The following is a 21,807-nucleotide window of genomic DNA, read 5'->3' as shown; positions in this document are numbered from 1 at the left end:
AGGTTTCACTTTATTCCAGAATCAAGCAGCAACATTCCTTTTGCATAAAAAAACCGAAATCAGCCACTGATTTCGGTTTTTCACTCTATTTAATTAGTGATATCTTTTTTCTGGAAGAAGAAGAAAGTTAGCGCTAAAAAGATAAGATAATAGATTCCGAGTACACCCATCGAGAATCCAAGTGTAGCTCCATCGAACATGTCTATCGTTCCGGAAATATAGCCCCTTAAATCGAGATGGGGGAATAAGACGAATTTTAACCACTCGTATTTTCCGATGAATGATTGAATGACCATATTTAATGTCGAAGAGGCAAATAGGATGAAAATCGATATACCTACTGCAAGTGCTTGGTTTTTAAATAATGTGCTTAACATGAAAGCGATGGTCGTGATGACTAGGAATCCTGGTATCCAGTAAACGATCATGTCCACGAAATATTCGCCGACTACCACCGGACTGAATTCACCGAAAGAAGCGGGATCCATGATTTTGTCTGAATACGAGCCATTGCCAAAGAATATGATTCCGATTAGATAACTGAATATAAGCAGGCTCGCAAGTAATAACGCTGCAAATAACAAGGAAGTAATATATTTGGAAAGCAGGATCTTCCAACGTTTATAAGGCCTGATCAACAATTGTTTAATGGTGCCATCGGAAAATTCCGATGAAACGAGCGAGCTGCAAACAATGACGACGAATAATGTGACAAATGATGTTAATGATGTAGTCCATTCAGCCATATAGGTCCAATTCGTGTTTAAGTCAGGGTTTATATTATCAGCCAACAGTTGCTTGTTGTAATTAATTTCTTCCATGATGGCGGCTTTTTCTTCTTCACTGATTTCCTTGGCTTCCAAAGCCTTTTCCTGTTCTTGGATATCGGCGTTTAACTCTTGCTTCCAATCTTTATTCGTTTCGTCAGGACTTAGTTTATAATCGATGACCGCAGCCCCTAATGCTGCCAATAATAGAAAAGCGATGAATATATAGGTTGATACTTTTGAAAAGATTTTCATCCATTCATTTTTTACTAAGGACATCATACAGACTCCCTCATTTCCTGCTCAGTGATTTCGAAGAATTTATCTTCCAGCGATTTTCTGGTTATGCCAATTTCAAAGACATCCAGATCATTTGCATTAAAGCTCCTGTTTATATGGGCCGTTTGTTCTCGGGTGGCCGATACGGAGATTTTCTTCGCACCATTTTTTAGGATCGTAATATCCGCAAACTGTTCTTGAAGGATTTTTTTAGCTAGCTTCCCATCACTGACGGTGAATGACACTTCATTGATCGTTTCGGTTTTTTCATCAACAATATGTTCTTTCGTATGGATCAGTTTTCCCTTTTCGATAACGGCAAAACTATCACACATCAATTGCATTTCCGATAGTAAATGTGATGAAATCAATATCCCGACGCCTTCACTTGCCAGTACTTTCAAATAATCACGAAACTCGCGAATCCCTTGCGGATCCAAACCATTCGTCGGTTCATCAAAAATCAATAACGACGGTTTATGTAAAATGGCCTGTGCCACGCCAAGGCGCTGGCGCATTCCCAATGAATAGGTTTTAACCTTCTTATCGATGGCATGATCCAGTTTGACAAGCTTAATGACCTCTTCAATTCTCTCATTGGATATGTCATTGGATGACATCCGGGCATAATGCAGGATATTCTTTCTGCCTGTCATATACTTATAGAACTCCGGATTTTCAACAATGGCCCCCAATTCATGCATCGCACCTTCGAAATCATGATCGAGGTCACTGCCATTGATCATGACCGTACCGCCCGTACGATTGATGAGACCTGTGATCATACGGATGATCGTGGTCTTCCCAGCACCATTCGGACCAAGCAAACCAAATATTTCATTGCTTTTTATTTCAAAGCTAACATTGTCTACGATGGTTGCTTTTCCAATTTTTTTAGTTAAGGATTGAACCTTAAGAACCGCTTCAGACATATAATACCTTCCTTTTTTATGAATTTCCAAAATCACACAAATTCAACATTACCATATTATTCATATTATTACTATACTGATATTCTACTAATTGGGTATATTGAACCAATGCCTCCGCCGGCGTGACCTTCCCGCCCCCATTATCCTAAACACTGCCAACACTTCTTTTCCTCGAAATAGCAACAACTCCTATATATCGTTACCATTTTATACGATTACGTAAGGAGAAAGTTTCAGGTTATTTTATCTGATAAGGAAAATTCATCATGATTTATACAATATATAGGTAAAGCCGATAGAAATGGCCAGACCCAATGCAAATAGAAGGATTTTTCTAATAATGGAAGGTAAAAGCTTATATATCATCATTAAAATTACATCGATGAAATTCGTGGGTATTCCGGAGCCGAACTCTTTGATTTCTTTCTTTTTGCCAAATATGGCGAACCACATCACAAAAAGACCGCATAAAATAAAAATGATGGAAAAAATCTTATATCCCATTGTCTGTCACCCGTTTCCTCATAGGCTAAACGATATTGTTATTATTATCTTACCTTTCAAGTTTCAAAATGAATTCTTCAACCTCTTTGCCTCTTGCATGGGAATACCCTTTGTCCTCATCGAATCTTTCAAATCCGCATTTTTCCAGTACCCGGATGGATGCAAAATTATCCTTGGCTGCGCGGGCATATAGAGGGCGGACTTTTATTTCCGGCAAAAAATGGAGCAGTGCACATGTAGCGATCCCTTTACCCCAAAATTGCTTCCCGATCCAATAACTCACTTCCGGGTTACCAAAATGATCAAACTTGAGAATGCTTCCTGCCACACCCCCATTGCAGAGTATGGTCATTTTTTGAATATCCCGGTTCGATAAGATGTTCTTCCAGTGTGTCATAAATGCCGCCTTGTCTGATGGATCCTTAGATGTGAAAGCAGCCATATAGTTTGCGGCAGGATCCAATTGCTGCTCGAAAAGGATAGGAAGTTCACTCTCCTTGACCTCCCGCAGCCGGATTCCTTCGTCATTTGTATGCAATCCCATAAACTCATCCTCCCCACCATGTTTACCCTTCATTAAAACCAGAAAAACCGAAGACTCTGCCATCTTCGGCGCGGTTTCATTCTTTCATCTTACTATAATTACCGATGAACTGTTATTGCTCAATATGCTTGATAACGTCAGACAAGCTCTTATCCGCCATGGATCGGAGGCGTAAATGATGGTTTTCAAAAGCTAAAGCTTCCGTCACGGGATTTGGTTCAATGACACACTTTAATCCAGCAGTCAGGACCGCTTGCAGCCCATTTAACGAATCTTCAAATGGTACGCTTCTGCAGGCTGAATGCCTAGGTCCTCAATTGCCTTTACCTACAAATCAGGAGCCGGTTTAACTTTATCAACATCATCCCCTGTGATGATAACTTCAAAATAGTGTAACAGGCCGAGCTTCACCAAATGATGAGTGACCCGCTTGAAGCGAGGGCGACTTTATATCCCTTTCTCTTTGCTTCTTCTAGATAATCCTTCACACTTTCACGTGCCTGTGCTGTTTTCATCTTTACTACATGGAGGCTTTTTGCTCAGGATTCAATTTATTCTATTTTACACCTTTCCCCTGCTGATCTTTGAAGTGCTGATTTAGCTCAGTATTATCGGTTCCGATACATGTAACAAAATGTTCAAGAGGCAAATCAGATTCATAAAAAGCCATCGTTTCTTTATAGGCCTCATACCAAACCGGTTCCGTGTCTAAAATTAAGCCATCAAAGTCAAAAATAACTGCCTTAATCAAATGATTTCCTCCTTTAACACTGCAATGGAATTTCAATTAACTTAAACGTACATGAATGAATGCCCCTGTTCAACAAAACGGTTCCGTTAGTTTCATATGAAACTATTTTTTTCCATAATTCTACAATTAATAAGGATATGGTAACCCGATGTCCGCCTCATTTCTTTTCTTTCTGTTACATGTTTTAACAATTACTTAGTGCCTTCGCGGTGTTTTTCCGTAACTGCGCCTAAAAGGGTGATAGTTTAACGAATGGTTTAATTGCAGGAAACAACAAGGAGGATAAACATGAAGAAAATTTTATTAACGATCCTAACGGCTTCTGTATTCATTCTAGGAGTTTGCATGCCAACTAAAGGCGAAGCCGCTGCTTTGGATCGCACACTTTCATTTGGAATGAGTAATAGTGATGTTAAAGAATTACAAGAATTATTACTGACAAAAGGGGTTTTTCCCTATCATGAAGCAACAGGTTACTACGGACCGATTACAAAGGAATCCGTAAAGAAGTTTCAGGAAAAATCAGGACTGAAAGTCGATGGAATATCAGGAACACAAACGAATCAGAAAATACAGGTACTGAAAAGCGGGGACATGGGAAGACCTGTAGCTGAACTGCAAAGGCTGTTGAAAGCCTGGGATGTTTACTCATCAACGGTCGATGGCATTTATGGAACAGGTACAAAACAAGCAGTCATGAACTTTCAAAAGCAAAAGGGATTATCCGCTGACGGTATCGCCGGTGCACGAACCTTCAGTAAATTAGAAGAAAGAGCCAGTTCAGCAAGTTCAGCCGTTAAAGAACTGACGGTTACAAGTACAGCTTATACAGCAAGCTGCGAAGGATGTTCAGGCACTACAAGAATGGGTGTCGATTTAGAAAAATATGATGATGCCAAACTGATAGCAGTCGATCCGAACGTGATTCCGCTAGGCTCCATCGTGGAAGTCGAAGGCTACGGACAAGCCATCGCTGCAGACACGGGCGGTGCGATCAAAGGAAACAGAATCGATGTCTTCATCGCGAAAGAAGCGGATGCTTTAACGTGGGGAAGAAAGCAAGTGAAGGTAAGAGTAATTAGATAATGCATAACGTTTTACTAAAAATAGATACATAACAAAACCGTAAAGAGCATGTAATGAATCCATTCATGCTCTTTCGGTCTGATCAAACCCATTTGTACATGATAATATCATCAACGTATTCACTTTCGCTCATCTTGAATTCCTTGATTTTCCGGCCTTCTTCAACAAACCCCAGCCGTTTATACAATGATATTGCCCGATGATTTGTTGAAAAAACTCCTAAACTCACCTTTTCAATCAACGGATTGGCTTCCGCCCAATCCAATAACGCTTCAATAAGCTCTTTTCCCATTCCCATCCCTCTGAAATTTTTTCTGATCATCACCCCAAATGAGCCCTTGTGGGACATTCTCTTCCTATTTTCCGATTGAAAGGCAATCCATCCAACCACTTCATCATTCATTTCGGCCACGATGATGGTTTCCCGTTCATTTTCCAATAACCTTCGTAGCCAATCTCGTTGCTGTTCAGGTGTTTTATTGAACTCCTCCGATACGGCAATAAAATACTCACCTTCGGAAATAACGGAATTCTGTACATCCAAAACCGCTTCCGCATCTTCCAAAACACCAGTCCGGATCATATATTCACCTGACATCCCACTCCCCCTTAATGAACCATGTTCGGATCGAAGTGAACAATAGTTCGACCTTCCATGATTCTTTGTTCGATTTTTTGAACGGTGCTGGATAATGAACGATCCGCATTCTTCAAATCATACTTTTTATGAAAAAAATTATATAACGTTAAATCCCTTAGCTTTAAAAATAGAGGAATCGTTTCGTATTCCACAGGTGCCAGGATATTTTCCGTCTCATACCCTTTTATGAATTCCCTCATGAACTTGGCAGCATATTCATCGAGCCCTTTTATCCCTTCACGTTCCAAACTCCACATCAGATAGTACAGAGGGATAGCCAAATCGCTGGCAAACCAGTGATATGAACAGTCATCAAAGTCAAAAACATGAATCCTCCCCTCATGATAATGGAAATTGCCGTTATGTATATCAGAATGAATCAAGCCAAAATTATCTTGATGAACCGGAAGGGCATTTAATTTCTGCTTGATTACTTCTTGTTGGCGGATCACTTGCTCCGGTACATCGGATTGATAGAGCTGGACATTCAATAATTCCTCTTCGTACCAATCCAGCCGTTTATATTTCGCTTCTGGCTTATAGCTTTTTGTTTGTTTATGCATTTGGCCAATGGTCCTTCCCCATTCAAAAAATAAAGGTCCATCGAAATGTTCATCAGTGACATTCATCCTAACACCAGGAGCTTTTTCAAACAGGCAACAATAAAATTCCGTACCATCCGCGCCCTCTACATTTTCAACTAAGTTCTTTTCTTTTGAAGTGAGAACTTTAGGAATTTCACTTCCATTATTCTGTAAATGCTCAATCCACTTTAACTCCGCAAGCACTTGATCTCTTGTACGATGTGATTGATGGGTCATTCTTAAGATATATGGCGTTCCATCCCTGTAAACCTCAAATACGTAGTTCTCTGCATCTCCAAGTTTAACCGGATTCCCAGCATTCACTTGAAAAAAATCCCCCGCCAATTTCACCAATTCATTAGAAAAAATTCGTTCTACCGCTGCTTCCATGATTCTCACTCCCATAAATGATATTGCCAACGTTATTAAATAAAAACGATTTATACTATACTTTATACGATACCAAGATGCCTTTTCCCTTTATTTGTATTTTATAAATCTAAAAAGTAAAGATATGTTCTTTTGCATAATAACGCTCCTTCGTCTTTCTCAAAAAAAAAACGCCCTATAGGGCGCGTCCAAAATCAGGTATCCTTTTCTTCTTCATTCGCTATTTTATTGAACTTCAAGATCGTTTCTTCGATTACTGGATTATTGAAATCCGCTTGGATGGCTGATTGTACAAATTTATCTTCACCATTCATTTCATCCCACTCATTAACTCTGTAATCTGGATCCCGACGAATTGATTTCCCATTTTGTTCATCATGATTTGACAACTATTTTCACCTCTTAACCATAGTAGAATTCGAACCATTCAGAAGCAGCTTTTTAATAATCATCCTTGATTGAAATGGGTGAACCCGTTGAGGTATGTTGATTAACCCAGTCAAGCGATACTTTTGAGACGGCATCCCACTCAGGTATTTGGGCTTTATGCTGTTCCACCCAGCTCATGCAATATTGCGGGTCTATATTGCTTTCTTGAGATTTTGCCAAAAATGACTGAATTGTAGTTTCCGTACAATTTTCCCATGATCCACATGTATCCTGCCAAATATGTTCCATTTTCATTTGGATATTTTCGTTAGCCATTGGGTTTCCTCCTTCATTAAATGTTACTTATTGATATCTTCCTTAAGTATGTCCAAGGCTAAATAAATCATTACAAAATTTTTAGCGTAAAAATGAATTTATAGTTGTAAAAATGATGAATAAACTGATTACGATAAAAAAAATCCGCCAAAACCAATAACTGCTTACGAAAGGAAAAATCATTGCCTTCCTCAATCTCCTTTACACCTTTATTCAGCCAATTGTATTGAAACAAACCAGTTTTGGAGAATTTCCAGTAAGTTTGGGGCTATTATGCGTGGATTGGGGCATTTAATCGTGAATTTTTCACGCTTTATTTGTCGAATCGGCGTTTACTCGTGAGTTTAGCCATTTTACTCGTGAATTTCACGCTTTTACTCGTGAATTTTGCCGATTTACTCGTGAGTTCCACGCTTTTACTCGTGAATTTAGCGATTTACCCGATTTGGACTCCGCTCATCCCGGCGACGTTCGACGAACAATCCGTTGCCGAGTTCGGTACAGAGGCAACGCTTGGCCGCCCTGGGCAGCCGGCAGATCATGCAGGCGCCTATGTGCTGCTGGCATCTGATGAAGGTGCTTATATAACAGGACAGTGCATTCACATCAATGGCGAGATCACGATGTCCTCATAAACCCAAAATGACCGAAAAGCATGGTGCTTTTCGGTCGCTTTTTTTTTGAAAATTAATTTCATATACCGGGCGAATTCATCAATACAATTCTCCAACCATCCGGATCCTCAATGGTGACACCTGATTTTTCCCAATATGGATTTTCCGGTGAAACCGGTTCATAGCCCATACCTTTCAACCTATTCGTGATTTCCTCAATGGTTTTACGTTCAGGAATATAAAAGACAAGCAGATTATCTTTTGATGGGCAGGACAAGGACTGCCATCTTCATGTTGAGTGAACTCCAGATGATAGCTGGAATCCGGAAGTCCGATTATGATGCCGTCATATCCCTCGTGCCCTTCGAAAGAACCGATTTTTTTCAAACCTAATCCATCACAATAGAAGTTTACTATCTTTTTTAATTGATCAGTAGGACGTGCAACCCGGATCTGCGCTACTTTCATATCAGTTGGCCATTTACTTTCCATTGTCCCATCCCTCTCTGGAATTAAATTTCTTCTTTCAAATTACTCTTTCCAATATTCATGCCAAAACCTAATGCAATCGCCGCACCTAAGCAACTGAAAAGACAGCCGGCTCCCAAGAAAATGGTTGGATCTGATTCACCAATCATCACTGAAGCTATACCTCCAATTGCTGGAAAAAGGGCAACCATGTATCCACTTTTCGCCCCACCTATCTTTTCTACAAGCTTGAGGTAGAATAGCCAGGCTCCAAAGGAAGCGAATATAGTTAAATACAACAAAGCCGATAAATATGTAATGGATGTCGGTATAATGACTGCTTGTCCTTGGATGAACACAATGGCCACCAAAAGAATTCCTCCTGCTGCAAATCCAAGTACATTGGCATAGATTGGGTTCACTTTCTCCCTGGCATTTCTAGCCGAGCTTGCATCGCCCAATGCAGTGAGGATGGTACCAAGAACGGCCATCATGATGCCCTTTATATCATTGAACCCATGAATATCATGTAAGCTCGGATAAATAACAATACAAACAGCCAGCACACCAATTATCCCGCCAATTATGATACGTGAATGCAATGGTTCCTTCAAAAAAACACGAAGGGCAATGGGCGTTAAAATGACTTTCAACGAAAAAATTAACGTAACCATTGCTGCTGAACTTAAGATAGTGGCGTAATAAAGGCATAAATAGCTTAAAGCAAAATTACAAACTCCAAACGCAATAATGAATGGAACATCCTTTTTCTTGGGTTTTCCTTTAGGTCTAAGCATGCACAATAAAATGAAAAATAGGATGGCCGTCAAACCTAAACGATAGGTTAAAGATAATTCTAAACTCACAGGTGTACCTTGAATCTTGACGGCAATAAAATTAAGTCCCCATACTAATAAACAAAATATGTACATAAAGTTTGTCATAATAACATGACCAATTTGCGATATTGCCCACTTACTATCAGTTTATTAGACTCGTCGCAACTGATTTTCCCATCCATAATTTAACCGCCTTCTATTAAAAATCACATATGTAATAATAAAGTAAATATTACCAATTCGAAGGGAATTGTCAATATTTAAACATACATTCCGAAAAGCCCTCCAGTTAATTTGGAGAGCTTTTCATTGGCAAACGACCATTAGCACAAACTCGGTAATTGATTTTCTACAGTTTTAAAAAAAGTTGCAGTTGATTTCAGAAATCCGCTCCCTTTCCGCCGACTGTCTGCCTAGCCGCATCAAAGCAAGCGCCTATAGGGTCTCGCCTAGTCAGTTTTTCGGCAGGAGTGTCACGAATTTCTTCCTTCCATTCCAAGTCTGCTTTGTTCGGGGTGCCATTCCGATTCCCTTTTGTCTAAAAACTGTGGCCAACGACTATTAGCCTTTATAGTTGACTTGTCCAGTTTCGACCAATTCCTTCAGGCCCATGAACATTAAATTCCAGCCATGTTCAGATCCATCGTGATACTCTCCGAGAGCTTTTTCGATATCGGATTGTGTCCAATTTTCTTCATGAGGAACAATGATGTTTTGTGAAAATGTCATTTCACAGCCCTTTTGAAGTTCTTTCAGTTCAACTGTAATTGTATCTGCCGCTTCACTGAATTGCGGCATTTTAAACGTGAACACTAATTTATTGGGACGGTCCATTTCAAGGTACTCCCCTATCGCCCGATAATCTTTTCCTTCGCGATGATCAATAATCTCCCAAGCTCCTCCCACTTGAGGCTCATTTTGTGCCACTTTATTTGTCCCCTCCAATGTAAAAAACCATTTTCTCATCATCCCAGGGTCCACCCATGCATCAAATACCCTTTCAGGCATTACATCAAAATTTCTAATCATCTTTAAAGTGGTTGTTGAGTATTTTTCCATTTACATACTCCTTATATCATTTTTACATACTTTTCCATTATTCTTTTGAGACAGCACGCCAACCGTTTGCTTCCAGTTTCTCCAAATAAGTTTCCATCCTTATTTCCTCGATTTCGATCGCAAGCGGGTGCAGGGATACCAAACATTCATTCGAAGCATAATTTATGGTAACCTTTACAACTTCATATCCATTATGAAATCGTGGATCGAACCCGGGATCATCGATTATATCCCCTGTAACAGGACGAATATCGGAATCGAATGTTTTCATCATCAGCCTATTCTTTTCTTGTTCTTTTATTGATGTAATGAAGATCATTAAATTTACTTTCATTGCAGTCTCCTTTTCTCTATCCTTAGCGTCCTGCGACCATGCTGCCGCAGCTTACCCTAACAGTTCTATAAGACTTTGGAATTCACTATTTCCTTTTTCATATTTTGAAAGGAATAGAAATCATTTATACCTTTATATAGTTCCCCGTTCTTGCAGAAAACTGCACTTCCATTTGGTATTGCATATATCTTTCGTTCATTTGATAAGGGATATAATTCTCCATCTATATTATCCTCGTAATGGACCTCAACGCTAAACCTCACTAATCCTAAGCCCTTGATCACTATCGTTTCTGGATAGTCTTTATCTTTTGTGATTATGCAATCATGGCCGAAAGCTAATGAACCCGCACTATATCCAATGATTAACCCTTGAAAGTTTTTGATAATTGGGGTAAGTCCTTTTTCTTCAATTACATGGATTAACCTTTCTGGCTTTCCACCAATAAAGTAAAGAATATCATGTTCTTTTATAGATTTTTTCATTTCTTTATCTGAAAGGTCTTCGTTTAATAATTCAATGCTTACATTCTCCATTATTGAAAAGGCTTGTGTAATACTTGCCATCCAACTTTCATACCTGGAATTATCGGTTGCAAAAGGGATTATTAAAATTTTAGCATCAGGTTTAATCATTTTTGAAAGTTCCAGGAACACTTCACCTAATTCATTATTCGTGTGATTCCCCCCGCCAATTAAACAAATGTCCATATATGTCCCCCTTTTATTCACATGCTATTCTCTTAAAATATTCTATGTAAAAAAGACAATACCTTTATATGTAACTACTCTTTAGCTAATATGCACCGACAGTTGCATAGAAAAAGCTGTCATAAAGATAGCCCCGATAATCAGCTAAAGCACATCCGTTAGTTATATAACATCATCAACTATTTTAGTGATGATATACGTTTAGTAACACCTATGTTTACGATAGTTTGAATACTAGGATTAAAGAAACCAACACATCCCCCTATTGATTGCCAAGATCCTTTCACTAATAACTGTTATTCATAACTTAATGACTAAATTTCTTTACCTCAGTAATAAGGAGTGCTGCGGTTGTCTTTATCTTACGTAGCTAAAGGGGCAGTATGTTTAAGCAAGAAATGAAATAAAAAATTACAAAACTAGGGTTATTTTGAGAAAAAAATCCAACTTTATAAAAAAATAAACTATACTAAAAAAGGTAATGAAAAAATAAATATTTTGGGGGATTTATGAAAAAAACAAGGAATTTTATTATTTTATTCTTGTCAGTACTTCTATTTCTTAGCACATTCAATTTTTCTACATGGAAAGTTTCTGCTCAAGATGATGTGACAAAGGTTAATCATTTTTACTCTGCTGACGAAGTAGTTTCTGGTACGACAACACCAAACACACGAGTGAAATATGTGGGCAAAAACTACTACGATGAGAGATACGGAGTTTTTAGTGCAGTATCGAATAAAGATGGAATTTTTAAAATATATGTAGGAAAGCATCAAGCAAATACCACTTTTACGATTAATACGTATGATCCCAATGGAAACTTAATCGATTCTGATGAAGTATTTGTATTAAAAGCATCGCTTGAAGCTTACTTTTCAATTTCTTTTGGCAGTAAAATGATGATTGATGATCAAGGCGAAGTTGGACAAACACCGATCAAAAGACCTATGACTGGAATTTACTATAAAGCGAGTCAAGGTTCAAAAATTGAGGTAATAGTCGATGACAAGATCGTAAAAAATGTTTTCGCAGGAGGGAGTTATAGTTCCCTTGAATGTCCCGAAATACATCTAGGAGATTTTGTAAAGATAAGGGTTTCAAAAGGAAAGGTAATAAAAACCTATGAATTATTGGCCACATCCTATGACATATATGATTGGTTTATGGTTGACTATCCTATTTCTACTTCTAAAATTACGACATGGTCAGATTCAATCAGCGTTTATCTTCCGCCGAATCTAAAATATAGTGGTCTATTTAATAAAAACAAGGATGTTCTTTCAACTGGAGCAACGGGAGTAATTAAACAATCTTTCGATGAAAATACAACATTAAAAGATTTGAAACCATTAACTTTATATGAAGAAGAATTTGAAAATGTGATTAGTGTTGAAACTTTAAGATTAACAACGTCGCCGAAACCAGAAATTGACCCAGTTTCACAGATTTCAAATGAAGTAACTGGAACTGCAACCGCAAATAGTCTAATTACCGTTTTGGATGAAGAAAATACCAAGTTAGGTGAAAGTACGACTAATGAAAATGGAAGATTTGGCGTACCTGTTGATGGACTAGATCCTGACACAATAATAAAAGTGGAAACAAGAATGCCAAATACGAATCAATATGATTATAGTTATACTTCAGTAGAGGAAGTCCATATTGAAGAACTCTCAGACAACAATGCTTATATTACTGGACAAAGTTCATTTGGGAACGAGGCCGAAGTCTATCTCTTGGAATCGAATCCCATTCCAAATAATTCGATGAAGAAAAGTTTTAGTTCTAACGGATTGACTACAACTGGAGAAATAAAAACAAACTCGAAGAAAAGTATTGGGAAATTCACGCTTAATAATGACTCGATGTTTAAATTAAATATCGGTAAACAAAAAGCAAATTCCATCGTTCAAGTGGTATTAAATGAAAACGGGAAGTCACTCTCCCTTCCTTCGAAAACGGTCAAAGATAAAACGGCACCTGTAATTTCAGGTACAACAAAGAAATCCATTCCTATCAACTCAACTTTTAATGCTAAAACAAGTGTGACTGCGAAGGATAATGTTGACAGTGATTTAACAAGTGCTATAAAAGTGACTGGTACGGTTAATACAAAGAAAATAGGCACCTATGATTTATCTTACGCTGTAGCAGACAAGTCAGGAAATGGAGCAAAAATCACAAGAAAAATAACTGTTTATGACAATGTTAAACCTGTGATATTAGGTGCCACGAATAAAACTGTTCGACTAAATTCTTCATTTAATCCAAAAACAAGTGTGACTGCGAAGGATAATGTTGACGGCAGTTTGACTAGTAAAATTAAAGTAAGCGGAACCGTTAATACAAAGAAAAAGGGTACTTATACATTGAAGTACACGGTTACTGATAATTCAAAGAACGTAACAACTATTACAAGAAAGATCACGATTGATAGCACTAAACCAGTGATTTCAGGAGCTAAGAGTAAAACGATTGAATTACATTCATCATTCAGTTCCAAAAAAGGTGTAACAGCAAAAGACAATCTGGATGGCAATTTAACAAATAAGATTAACGTAACAGGTTCTGTTAATACAAAGAAAAAAGGTACTTTTACATTAACCTACTCTGTTACTGATAAATCAAAAAACAAAACAGAAGTGAAGAGGAAAATAACTGTTAAATAACCAAAACGATAGGGGTTCTAAGCTATTAGAATCCCTTTTTTATATTGGTTCGTTTCTAATACACTATTCTTTAAATCAAAGAACCCTGTCTTACTATCCGCAATTTTAAAATTAGCTTGGTAAGAAGCTCTAAGGTTTTATTTGATAAGTATTCATTACTTCCTTTGTTGAGCTAACTTGCCCCTTCAGCTCAACAAAAAAAGGCTGCCGCAGCAACCCTCAATTAAACCCTTGCCTATTTTCTCAAATATACGGCACTTCGTTTCTGTCTCCTCGAAATTTAAACCATCCTTAATATTAAGCATATAGCGGCAATATCCATTATTCTTAGGATAACCATATAAATAGCAGACCACTTTTCCATCATTCATTTTTAAATACCGTATTGTCTTTTAAATTCAAAAATCTCATCAACAGCTTGTTGATATCCACCCGATTCTTGAAAGGATTCTTTTAAATTTGAAACAGTTTTATGGAAAGTTGGGTCGTTTAACACATGATCTGCGGCCTCACGCAGCTGGTTTGCAGTCAAGCTTTGCATTTGTAGTGTAATACCGGCTCCGATATTGGCAACTTGCCCTGCAATCATCGGCTGATCCGCGCTTTGCGGGATGACAATTAGCGGAACTCCATAGTAGAGACCCTCATTGGTACTATTCATTCCGCCATGTGTGATAAATAATTTAGTGTATTTTAGCACTTCCGTTTGTGGAACATAGTTTTTCACAATGAAGTTTTGGGGGATCTCTCCTAATTCAATTAGCGGGGTTTGTTGACCGACCGACATGACCACCGTGTGATTGCTATTTCCAAATGCTTCAAAACAAAGCTTATAAAAATCAAGAGATCGGTTAAAAACTGTCCCAAGAGAAATGTAAAGGGGACTTTTTCCTTTGATATCAGCAAGGTTAAAGTTATCCTGCTTTAATCGTGAAGAGATGGATGGACCTACAAATTTGTAAGTTTGGTCGAATGCTTCTTTAAAAGGTTGAAACTCCCTTGTTGTATAAACGATTGAAAGTGGTGCAGGATTACAAAAAACTTCGTAAGCAGAATGGATCTCCACATCATATTTTTCCTTCACCATTGCCGTCAGTCTTTGAAATTCATCTTGTATAGGTTTACCTATTTCTGGAGTGATTTTTTTAGAAAGCTGTTCCAGCATTTTATCGAATGATGCTTTTGTCTGCGCAAAAGAAGTACAAGAATTGATTGCAGGAAGCTTAAGGATTTGGGCAAGCATACGTCCACAGCCAAACATGGAGTCATGGATGATGTAATCGAAATGCTCTCCTTTGATCTGTTCAAGCACGCTAGGTATGACGATATCTACCGTATGTAAAAGACCGTTGATTCTTTCGAGTAAATAATTTCTTCCCCCTGAGAGAAAAGCTTCTATAAATTTTTCACCGTCAATTGTTCGTACAGTAGCTCCCGTCCTCTCTATACGTTCCCGGAAAGCTTCTATCGTAAAGTACACGACCTCTTCTCCACGCGAAATAAGCTCTTGCACAACGCCAATAGTTGGATTGATATGTCCTTCTGATCCAGCATTAATAAATAAAACACGTGCCATTTTACCACTCCTTAAATGATTCTGTAAGAGTCTGGTCTTTGTCCCATACCCTTCCAAAATCAAACAATATAAATTTATCATAGTACAATACTGGAAAATCTCAAATTCTTATTCACCCTTGTAATCTAAAATTAATATCGTTCATAAAGATCAGCCGGATTCTCAAAGGGAAAATGGGCGCTGTATGTAGCTATCGCTTTTTTCATCAGGGGAGTATAGCTGAAAAAGGTGATCCACTCATTAATAGAGAACTTATATTTTATAATGGATTTCTTTGGAGGGAATAATGATGGCAAAGTATTTTCCGGAAATGTCACCTGAGCATCAAAACTTCATAAAGAAACAGCATTTGTTTTTTATTGCAACGGCACCTTTGGATGCGTGGGGTCATGTAAACCTTTCTCCAAAAGGGTATGATACCCTTCGCATCCTATCATCTACCGAAATAGCGTATTTGGATCTAACTGGAAGCGGTAACGAAACAAGCGGACATATTAATGAAAATGCCCGGATCACCTTTATGTTTTGTGCATTTGAAGGTCCACCGATGATCTTGCGCTTATATGGTTCAGGCAAGGTGATTCTGCCAGAAACAGAAGAATGGGATCGGATGATAGGTCATTTTGAAATGATGCCCGGTGCAAGACAAATCATTTTAGCTAAAATTCATAAAGTGCAAACCTCTTGCGGATATAGTGTACCCTTCATGACCTACTCCAGTGAACGTGAAACATTGAATCGGTCCAACATGAAAAAGGGTGAAGCTGAACTGAAAAAATATTTACGTGAAAAGAATTCCTCCACCATCGATGGCATTCTGACACCATTAGGGAAAAAACTATCGAATGACTCGAGGCCCAATAAACAATAAAATTAATGATAAGCCTTTGTCATTTGACTTATGGTGAAGATTCTTTGTAACTAAAAAAAGTAACTATTCGCCGCTAAGAATAGTTACTTCAAATGAACCGGATGGGAATAAATAGGACAGGAGAGAGTTGTCCTATCTACTTTCATTATATGGAATAACGATTACAAGGTGAACAAATTGTCTGTTAAAGAAACAGTCCGAAGAAACTTTGCACAACCTGCCCCTATAGTTCCATAAGAAAAGGAGCTGCAAAAGCAACTCCTTTAGATGCGAGAAACATTATATGTTACTTCAGACGAACAACTTATATGCATACGCGTCTATTCCGTCTATGCTTGAATTAAAGCGTGACAATGATCGGTCCATTTTTAGTAAGGATAATCGTATGTTCCACTTGAGCTACATAGCTTTTTTCTGTAGCATAGGTCCAACCGTCTTCCTTTTGGAATACTTCTTCTTCAAAGGTTGAGATGAATGGTTCGAATGCGATAACCATCCCTTCCTTTAATATTTCATTATCCCATGGATCATAATAATTACAAATATGGTCAGGTGCTTCGTGTATTCTACGTCCAACACCATGTCCTGTAAGGTTTTTGATAACCGTGAATCCCTGCTGTCTCGCTGTTTCGAACACTGCTTTTCCGATTCTGCTTTTTTTGGAACCGGGTTTTGCTTTCTTAAGACCCGCTTCGAATGCCTTTTTTGCGACGTCGCATAATTTCGTTAATACTTCTTCTCCTTCGCCTACTACAAATGAGATTCCTGTATCTGCGAAATAACCGTTCTTTGAAGCAGATACATCTATATTGACTAGATCCCCTTCACGAATAATCCGATCACCCGGAATGCCATGTGCCACTTCATCATTTACGCTGATGCAAGTATAGCCAGGAAAATCATATTCACCTTTTGGAGCTGAAACTGCACCCGCTTTTTCTAAACGTTCCCCGGCTATATCATCAAGTTCTTTGGTCGTTATTCCCGGAATTGTTCTTTGTACCAATTCATCTCTAATGGAGGCAATAATTTTGCCAATTTCCTTCAAACCATTAAAATCATCTTCTGTTTTTGCAATCATTTTTTTCTACCTCATTATCTTTTATCATCAATAAACTATATACGCATTCATTATACCCTTTATTTTAGCGAAAAATAAAAGCAATGTACATAATTGGGTACGATGCCCCTCTTTTCCCCCTACTTTTATTCTCATTCAAATATCCAACTTAATTGAAACATCTTAAATCGTTCTTCAACTATACTGCCCCAATAGTTCCATAAAAAAAGCTGCCTTAAAGGCAGCTCCGATCTTTACAAAGGCACTTGTTAGCTGAAGAAGCAGGTTACTTTCCGGGGTTCTCATCAACAGGTTTTCGTTTATGTTTTTCATTAATGATCTTTTTATTAAATATCTTAACTTCTCCAACCATTAGTAACCTCATATCCTCTACAATATACTTGGCTAACTCTTGGTCAGTGATGTCATCTCCATCAATATCAAGGCGGAATTCCTGCCCTTGAAGCCCACCGCCATTAGTAAACTTGATTTCAAAGTCAAATTGAACTCTTTTATCCATTTGAACCCTCCTCATATTGATTGATACTGAAGTGCATTGATATATAAACCTTTTGGTGACACAGGGTTTTTACACCTTTCACAGTTCCCACTAGACATATTCTAGACAAAAAAACATTTTCCTTCATCAACTAATTCACCTGTTAGTTCTATAATGTTTTACTCAAAAAAAAGCCAACAGATTACTCAACTTAAAGGAATAAGCAAGAACCCCTTTAGGGTATATTCTAAAGGGGTTTATTACATATGAACCGATTTAACCTTTAATAACATATATGAGGGGGGCAATGCTTTTTAAATGTTATTGAGGAGCTTGTGTTTGCAGCAACTTTAACCCCATGCCAATAAAAATTATTCCTGTTATTTTGTTTAAAATCATTCCTACCTTTTGGTTTCCTCTTAGTTTTTTTGTAGCATGCGAAGAGAAAATTGCAATAAATAGACACCATAGAAATCCAGTGAATGTAAAAGTAAGTCCTAAAATGATAAAAGGAATAGGACCTGAAACCTTTGTATCTATAAATTGCGGAAGAAATGCAATAAAAAATAAAGAAACTTTTGGATTCGTAAGACTTGTTAAAAGTCCTTGTATATATAACTTTCTGATGTTTAATTTACTGGATGGAGCAATATCAAAATTTGCATTTGTTTTATCGATCAACATTCTAATTCCCAAGTACATCAAATAAATAACACCAACAATTTTAATTGCATTAAATAAAATAACAGATTTTGTAAGGATGATTGATAAACCCAAAGCAACAAATAACGTATGGATTAAAGATCCTGTAATAATGCCAAAAACAGAATAAACACCTGCTTGTCTTCCTTGTGAAATACTTCTTCCCACAATATACATTGTGTCTGCACCAGGAATGAGATTTAATAGGATTCCTGTTAGTAAAAATACCTCGTAATTAATGATTCCGTACATTGTAGCACCTCTTTTTATTTTTTGGTGCCCTTATTGATAATAGTTAAAATTGTATGAAAAGAAAAGATTTTTTTGTTTTTTTAATACTTCTCTTAAAGTTAGACGATTCAAATTGCTTCTTAACATATTCCCTTCTTCAACTAACCGCCCCGATCATTTCATAAATAAAAAGAGCTGCCAATTTCAATAATAGACTCATTAGAAAAACTTGGAATTTAAGTTGCTGTATATTAAGATAGTATATGGTTAATATTTTCCATTATATAGGAGGAGACATATGAAAAAGAAAATTCTACATACGGTACTTTCGATTGCAGTAGGAGCAGGGATACTTTCCGTTGGTGATGTTCCTGCCCAAGCTAAGAGTCAAAATCAGGAGATGAATGACTCATACGCAATAGCTTTTAAAGGTGGATTACCAGAGAATTATCAAGAGGTAATACGGAAAGCCGGTGGTAAAGTAACCAAAGTCCTTCCCGAAGTTGGAGGAATAGAAGCTCAATCTGACGAGCCTTCTTTTCTTAAAAACCTAAAAGCTAATTCTTCAATAGAAGCTGCTAACAGGGAAATTCCCCTAACCTTAGACAAAACAGCAGTCAGCCCTTATAACAATGGATCCAGTATCATCAGCCAGCAAAACTCTGAAAGTTATTGGGACTCCCAATGGGATATACGGAGGGTGACCAACGATGGGAAATCATATGATTTAGAAACAGGCGGATATAAAAATAAAGATGGCAGCATGACTCATAAAGCAGTGGTGGGAGTCATTGATACTGGAATTGATGAGTCTCATCCTGACTTAAAGAATAATATAATAGGCGGACGTAATCTTGTTCCTGCTGGAATGGATGAATCTGAAACAGGTGATCCCACTGATATAAAAGATCGCAACGGGCACGGCACTCACGTTGCCGGGATCATTGGCGCAAATGGTAAAGTAAAGGGTGTAGGGCCAGATTTAGGAATCAGGGCCTATCGCGCATTATACTCAGAGCAAGCCCTTGGATTACCAACTTGGATAATAGATGGGATCATTGCAGCAACAAATGACAAGGTAGATGTTATTAATATGTCTCTACGTTTCTATAATAATAACAAAATGACCATTGAAGGAGAAAGTTATAAATCAATCGCTGAAACGTTACTTTGGAAGAGAGCCATTCAATATGCAGTAAAGAATGGAGTAACTGTAGTGGCCGGCAGTGGTAATGAAAGTTTAAATTTAGATGACAAGAAGGAAGTTAACGAATTTTTAAATAAATTGTATGAACCATATGGAATGAGCGTGAAAGGGCCTGCAACTGTAGTACCGGCACAGATGCCAGGAGTCATTAATGTGTCTGCCTCCACAAAATGGTCAACTCAACAGCTTGCTTTCTACTCTAATTATGGAAACAGTGCTATTGACGTGGCAGCTCCCGGAGGAGATTACGGGCCTGAATACGCAGCAACCAATGACCCTGCGACGGCTGATCCAAGTAACTTAATCCTAAGTACTTGGCCTACCTATTTAGGTACTCCATATGAGTTTAATGCCGGTACTTCCATGGCCACTCCTCAAGTAGCTGGAATTGCAGGAGTAATTAAGGCAGCTCATCCGGAGTATAAACCAGCCCAAGTATCCGCACGCATTAAGCAAACAACTCTTGACTATGGAAAGAAAGGACAAGATGCTTTATTTGGTTCAGGAGAAGCAAATGCTTATAGAGCATTAGAAAATATAAAGAAGTAGCTTATATTTCTGAAATATTAATAGTACAAGGAAAGGTAACCCGAACAGTAATTGGGATAAATATATCCATAACAAAAAAGGCTACATGCCCGAAATATAAAAAACGGAAACACATAAAATGCGTGAAGACATATTCTAATTAACACAACTCACCAGTTAAAATTCATCCCCTACATAATTGTAGGGATTTTTTTGTTTTATCGCTTAATTACAATTTCTGGTCCAAGCAAATACACATTTTCCAATTTGTGTTATGGAATTATCCTGACCCTTTAGTTTCATAAAGTACTGGCCGCCAGCTAGCCTTACCTTTTCATGATTTTGGCAATCTTGAAAATTCCAAAGCCGCAAAGAATTATGAGACCCATTATAATAATTGGTATCAAAATATTAAATGACATTAAATCATCTCCCTTTAAATAATGTAAGTCATTCTTATATCCATATAATACCACACCAAAAACATCTACTTATTGAACTAACGCCCCCTTTACACAAACCTGTGTTTTTAATTATCTAAAAAGGAACTGCTTCCACAGTTCCCTTTTAGATATTTTCCCAATGAACAACTAAAGCCAATCTGCACTTTCATCAGCAAACCTTTGGAATTCATTCATAAAAACACTTGCATGATAACCATCAGAAACTGCATGATGAATTTGCAACGAAACAGGCAAGAACCATTCATCTTTTATTTGTGAATATTTCCCCCCAGTTATAATCGGTAAGAGAAAATCGCCACCATTATTAATATTTAAATTAAATGCTGTAAAAGAACTCCAAGGGATCATGGATATCGGAATATAATTATCTGGTATAGGGGTCTTTGGAAATAAACTACCCGTACCATTGTATTCTTCTACATCTTTTTCATACTGGGAATGGAATTCAGAAAACCTACTTGCATTTGGTGACCAGATGCTAGAAAATGTGTTTGTCTTCTTATCGAAAATTGTATAAGAAGGCACAATTTCCGACCAATAACCTAAATTCCCTTCTTGGTTAAAACTGGTTCTGAATTCTCGATGGGAATTAACTATTTTTGTAACCATAAAAATAAACGCGGGATATAACTTATAATTCTTCTTTCTTAAGTTTTCCATAAGAACAGTAATATTCATTTCATTCGTTATACTGAATGTTGTTTGTTGTTGTAAATAGTGTTCAAAGTACTCTTTTCTAACCCAATTTTCACGATCAATTTTATTGAATTTCATATACAACGCCTCCTAAT

22 protein-coding genes and 2 pseudogenes are annotated in these 21,807 nt (G+C 37.5%); 5 read left to right on the top strand and 19 right to left on the bottom strand.

What is annotated here, in order from left to right; all coding sequences use genetic code 11:
* Positions 1-89: 89 nt before the first annotated feature.
* From J7I96_RS18590 to J7I96_RS18570, 5 genes and pseudogenes are all read right to left on the bottom strand, one after another.
* On the bottom strand, positions 90-1,049 hold the full coding sequence (locus J7I96_RS18590; protein WP_215048104.1) for an ABC transporter permease: 960 nt from the start codon (positions 1,047-1,049) through the stop codon (positions 90-92).
* Entirely contained in the window at positions 1,046-1,978 is a 933-nt protein-coding gene (locus J7I96_RS18585) for an ABC transporter ATP-binding protein (protein WP_214924240.1), read from the bottom strand. Before J7I96_RS18585 ends, J7I96_RS18590 begins: the two co-directional genes overlap by 4 nt.
* 264 nt (positions 1,979-2,242) lie before the next feature.
* Entirely contained in the window at positions 2,243-2,482 is a 240-nt protein-coding gene (locus J7I96_RS18580; RefSeq protein WP_214924242.1) for a hypothetical protein, read from the bottom strand.
* 49 nt (positions 2,483-2,531) lie between these two features.
* A complete protein-coding gene (locus J7I96_RS18575) occupies positions 2,532-3,026 on the bottom strand; it encodes a GNAT family N-acetyltransferase (protein WP_214924244.1) in 495 nt (164 codons plus the stop codon).
* 112 nt (positions 3,027-3,138) lie between these two features.
* Positions 3,139-3,774: pseudogene (locus J7I96_RS18570) on the bottom strand (HAD family hydrolase).
* Between the two features lie 291 nt (positions 3,775-4,065).
* On the opposite strand from J7I96_RS18570, the gene J7I96_RS18565 reads away from it, so the two are divergent.
* Positions 4,066-4,863 (top strand): peptidoglycan-binding protein, encoded by a 798-nt coding sequence (locus J7I96_RS18565; protein ID WP_096341090.1) that lies wholly within the window; start codon positions 4,066-4,068, stop codon positions 4,861-4,863.
* Positions 4,864-4,945: 82 nt separating this feature from the next.
* Here the strand turns inward: J7I96_RS18565 and J7I96_RS18560 are convergent, their stop codons facing one another.
* From J7I96_RS18560 to J7I96_RS18545, 4 genes are all read right to left on the bottom strand, one after another.
* Positions 4,946-5,461 carry a GNAT family N-acetyltransferase gene (locus tag J7I96_RS18560; protein WP_251029196.1) on the bottom strand — a complete coding sequence of 172 codons (516 nt, stop codon included), beginning with the start codon at positions 5,459-5,461 and terminating at the stop codon, positions 4,946-4,948.
* An 11-nt stretch (positions 5,462-5,472) separates the two neighbouring features.
* A complete protein-coding gene (locus J7I96_RS18555) occupies positions 5,473-6,477 on the bottom strand; it encodes a phosphotransferase enzyme family protein (protein WP_214924246.1) in 1,005 nt (334 codons plus the stop codon).
* A gap of 194 nt (positions 6,478-6,671) precedes the next feature.
* The gene (locus J7I96_RS18550; RefSeq protein WP_214924248.1) at positions 6,672-6,866 is read right to left on the bottom strand and encodes a hypothetical protein; all 195 of its coding nucleotides are present in this window, start codon (positions 6,864-6,866) and stop codon (positions 6,672-6,674) included.
* Positions 6,867-6,918: 52 nt separating this feature from the next.
* On the bottom strand, positions 6,919-7,182 hold the full coding sequence (locus J7I96_RS18545) for a hypothetical protein (protein ID WP_048683899.1): 264 nt from the start codon (positions 7,180-7,182) through the stop codon (positions 6,919-6,921).
* A 317-nt stretch (positions 7,183-7,499) separates the two neighbouring features.
* On the opposite strand from J7I96_RS18545, the gene J7I96_RS18540 reads away from it, so the two are divergent.
* Positions 7,500-7,817 (top strand): SDR family oxidoreductase, encoded by a 318-nt coding sequence (locus J7I96_RS18540; protein WP_396020116.1) that lies wholly within the window; start codon positions 7,500-7,502, stop codon positions 7,815-7,817.
* Between the two features lie 58 nt (positions 7,818-7,875).
* Here the strand turns inward: J7I96_RS18540 and J7I96_RS18535 are convergent.
* From J7I96_RS18535 to J7I96_RS18515, 5 genes and pseudogenes are all read right to left on the bottom strand, one after another.
* A pseudogene (locus J7I96_RS18535) lies at positions 7,876-8,288 on the bottom strand (VOC family protein).
* A gap of 20 nt (positions 8,289-8,308) precedes the next feature.
* A complete protein-coding gene (locus J7I96_RS18530; RefSeq protein ID WP_214924250.1) occupies positions 8,309-9,208 on the bottom strand; it encodes a DMT family transporter in 900 nt (299 codons plus the stop codon).
* A 456-nt stretch (positions 9,209-9,664) separates the two neighbouring features.
* A complete protein-coding gene (locus tag J7I96_RS18525; RefSeq protein WP_214924253.1) occupies positions 9,665-10,162 on the bottom strand; it encodes an SRPBCC family protein in 498 nt (165 codons plus the stop codon).
* Between the two features lie 37 nt (positions 10,163-10,199).
* Complete coding sequence (locus J7I96_RS18520) at positions 10,200-10,496, bottom strand: hypothetical protein (protein ID WP_214924255.1); 297 nt, start codon at positions 10,494-10,496, stop codon at positions 10,200-10,202.
* A gap of 65 nt (positions 10,497-10,561) precedes the next feature.
* Positions 10,562-11,206 (bottom strand): Type 1 glutamine amidotransferase-like domain-containing protein, encoded by a 645-nt coding sequence (locus J7I96_RS18515; RefSeq protein ID WP_215048102.1) that lies wholly within the window; start codon positions 11,204-11,206, stop codon positions 10,562-10,564.
* A 509-nt stretch (positions 11,207-11,715) separates the two neighbouring features.
* On the opposite strand from J7I96_RS18515, the gene J7I96_RS18510 reads away from it, so the two are divergent.
* Entirely contained in the window at positions 11,716-13,878 is a 2,163-nt protein-coding gene (locus J7I96_RS18510) for an immunoglobulin-like domain-containing protein (RefSeq protein WP_214924259.1), read from the top strand.
* 373 nt (positions 13,879-14,251) lie between these two features.
* Here the strand turns inward: J7I96_RS18510 and J7I96_RS18505 are convergent, their stop codons facing one another.
* Positions 14,252-15,454: a macrolide family glycosyltransferase gene (locus J7I96_RS18505; RefSeq protein ID WP_214924261.1), complete on the bottom strand. Its 1,203-nt coding sequence runs from the start codon at positions 15,452-15,454 to the stop codon at positions 14,252-14,254.
* Positions 15,455-15,743: 289 nt separating this feature from the next.
* Here J7I96_RS18505 and J7I96_RS18500 point away from each other — a divergent pair, with 289 nt between their 5' ends.
* The gene (locus tag J7I96_RS18500) at positions 15,744-16,325 is read left to right on the top strand and encodes a pyridoxamine 5'-phosphate oxidase family protein (protein ID WP_214924263.1); all 582 of its coding nucleotides are present in this window, start codon (positions 15,744-15,746) and stop codon (positions 16,323-16,325) included.
* Between the two features lie 340 nt (positions 16,326-16,665).
* Here the strand turns inward: J7I96_RS18500 and map are convergent, their stop codons facing one another.
* From map to J7I96_RS18485, 3 genes are all read right to left on the bottom strand, one after another.
* A complete protein-coding gene (gene map, locus J7I96_RS18495; RefSeq protein ID WP_214924265.1) occupies positions 16,666-17,406 on the bottom strand; it encodes a type I methionyl aminopeptidase in 741 nt (246 codons plus the stop codon).
* A gap of 265 nt (positions 17,407-17,671) precedes the next feature.
* Entirely contained in the window at positions 17,672-17,905 is a 234-nt protein-coding gene (locus J7I96_RS18490) for a cyclase (RefSeq protein WP_214924267.1), read from the bottom strand.
* Between the two features lie 300 nt (positions 17,906-18,205).
* Complete coding sequence (locus J7I96_RS18485) at positions 18,206-18,838, bottom strand: LysE family translocator (protein WP_214924269.1); 633 nt, start codon at positions 18,836-18,838, stop codon at positions 18,206-18,208.
* 277 nt (positions 18,839-19,115) lie between these two features.
* Between J7I96_RS18485 and J7I96_RS18480 the strand changes: the two genes are divergently transcribed.
* Positions 19,116-20,573 (top strand): S8 family serine peptidase, encoded by a 1,458-nt coding sequence (locus tag J7I96_RS18480; RefSeq protein ID WP_214924271.1) that lies wholly within the window; start codon positions 19,116-19,118, stop codon positions 20,571-20,573.
* Positions 20,574-21,142: 569 nt separating this feature from the next.
* On the opposite strand, the gene catA is transcribed toward J7I96_RS18480, so the two are convergent.
* Positions 21,143-21,790 carry a type A chloramphenicol O-acetyltransferase gene (catA, locus tag J7I96_RS18475; RefSeq protein ID WP_214924273.1) on the bottom strand — a complete coding sequence of 216 codons (648 nt, stop codon included), beginning with the start codon at positions 21,788-21,790 and terminating at the stop codon, positions 21,143-21,145.
* Between the last annotated feature and the right edge of the window lie 17 nt (positions 21,791-21,807).

Origin of the sequence: Bacillus sp. ISL-78 (assembly GCF_018613455.1) — a bacterium.
GTDB classification, from domain to species: domain Bacteria; phylum Bacillota; class Bacilli; order Bacillales; family DSM-1321; genus Peribacillus; species Peribacillus frigoritolerans.
The sequence above is the reverse complement of the archived record's forward strand: the minus strand, read 5'-3'. Positions and strand labels throughout refer to the sequence as shown.

Coding starts and splice junctions, on each gene's coding strand:
- J7I96_RS18590 (WP_215048104.1), bottom strand. CDS start 1,049: ATGATGTCCTTAGTAAAAAATGAATGGATGAAAATCTTTTCAAAAGTA.
- J7I96_RS18585 (WP_214924240.1), bottom strand. CDS start 1,978: ATGTCTGAAGCGGTTCTTAAGGTTCAATCCTTAACTAAAAAAATTGGA.
- J7I96_RS18580 (WP_214924242.1), bottom strand. CDS start 2,482: ATGGGATATAAGATTTTTTCCATCATTTTTATTTTATGCGGTCTTTTT.
- J7I96_RS18575 (WP_214924244.1), bottom strand. CDS start 3,026: ATGGGATTGCATACAAATGACGAAGGAATCCGGCTGCGGGAGGTCAAG.
- J7I96_RS18565 (WP_096341090.1), top strand. CDS start 4,066: ATGAAGAAAATTTTATTAACGATCCTAACGGCTTCTGTATTCATTCTA.
- J7I96_RS18560 (WP_251029196.1), bottom strand. CDS start 5,461: ATGTCAGGTGAATATATGATCCGGACTGGTGTTTTGGAAGATGCGGAA.
- J7I96_RS18555 (WP_214924246.1), bottom strand. CDS start 6,477: ATGGAAGCAGCGGTAGAACGAATTTTTTCTAATGAATTGGTGAAATTG.
- J7I96_RS18545 (WP_048683899.1), bottom strand. CDS start 7,182: ATGGCTAACGAAAATATCCAAATGAAAATGGAACATATTTGGCAGGAT.
- J7I96_RS18530 (WP_214924250.1), bottom strand. CDS start 9,208: ATGACAAACTTTATGTACATATTTTGTTTATTAGTATGGGGACTTAAT.
- J7I96_RS18525 (WP_214924253.1), bottom strand. CDS start 10,162: ATGGAAAAATACTCAACAACCACTTTAAAGATGATTAGAAATTTTGAT.
- J7I96_RS18520 (WP_214924255.1), bottom strand. CDS start 10,496: ATGAAAGTAAATTTAATGATCTTCATTACATCAATAAAAGAACAAGAA.
- J7I96_RS18515 (WP_215048102.1), bottom strand. CDS start 11,206: ATGGACATTTGTTTAATTGGCGGGGGGAATCACACGAATAATGAATTA.
- J7I96_RS18510 (WP_214924259.1), top strand. CDS start 11,716: ATGAAAAAAACAAGGAATTTTATTATTTTATTCTTGTCAGTACTTCTA.
- J7I96_RS18505 (WP_214924261.1), bottom strand. CDS start 15,454: ATGGCACGTGTTTTATTTATTAATGCTGGATCAGAAGGACATATCAAT.
- J7I96_RS18500 (WP_214924263.1), top strand. CDS start 15,744: ATGGCAAAGTATTTTCCGGAAATGTCACCTGAGCATCAAAACTTCATA.
- map (WP_214924265.1), bottom strand. CDS start 17,406: ATGATTGCAAAAACAGAAGATGATTTTAATGGTTTGAAGGAAATTGGC.
- J7I96_RS18490 (WP_214924267.1), bottom strand. CDS start 17,905: ATGGATAAAAGAGTTCAATTTGACTTTGAAATCAAGTTTACTAATGGC.
- J7I96_RS18485 (WP_214924269.1), bottom strand. CDS start 18,838: ATGTACGGAATCATTAATTACGAGGTATTTTTACTAACAGGAATCCTA.
- J7I96_RS18480 (WP_214924271.1), top strand. CDS start 19,116: ATGAAAAAGAAAATTCTACATACGGTACTTTCGATTGCAGTAGGAGCA.
- catA (WP_214924273.1), bottom strand. CDS start 21,790: ATGAAATTCAATAAAATTGATCGTGAAAATTGGGTTAGAAAAGAGTAC.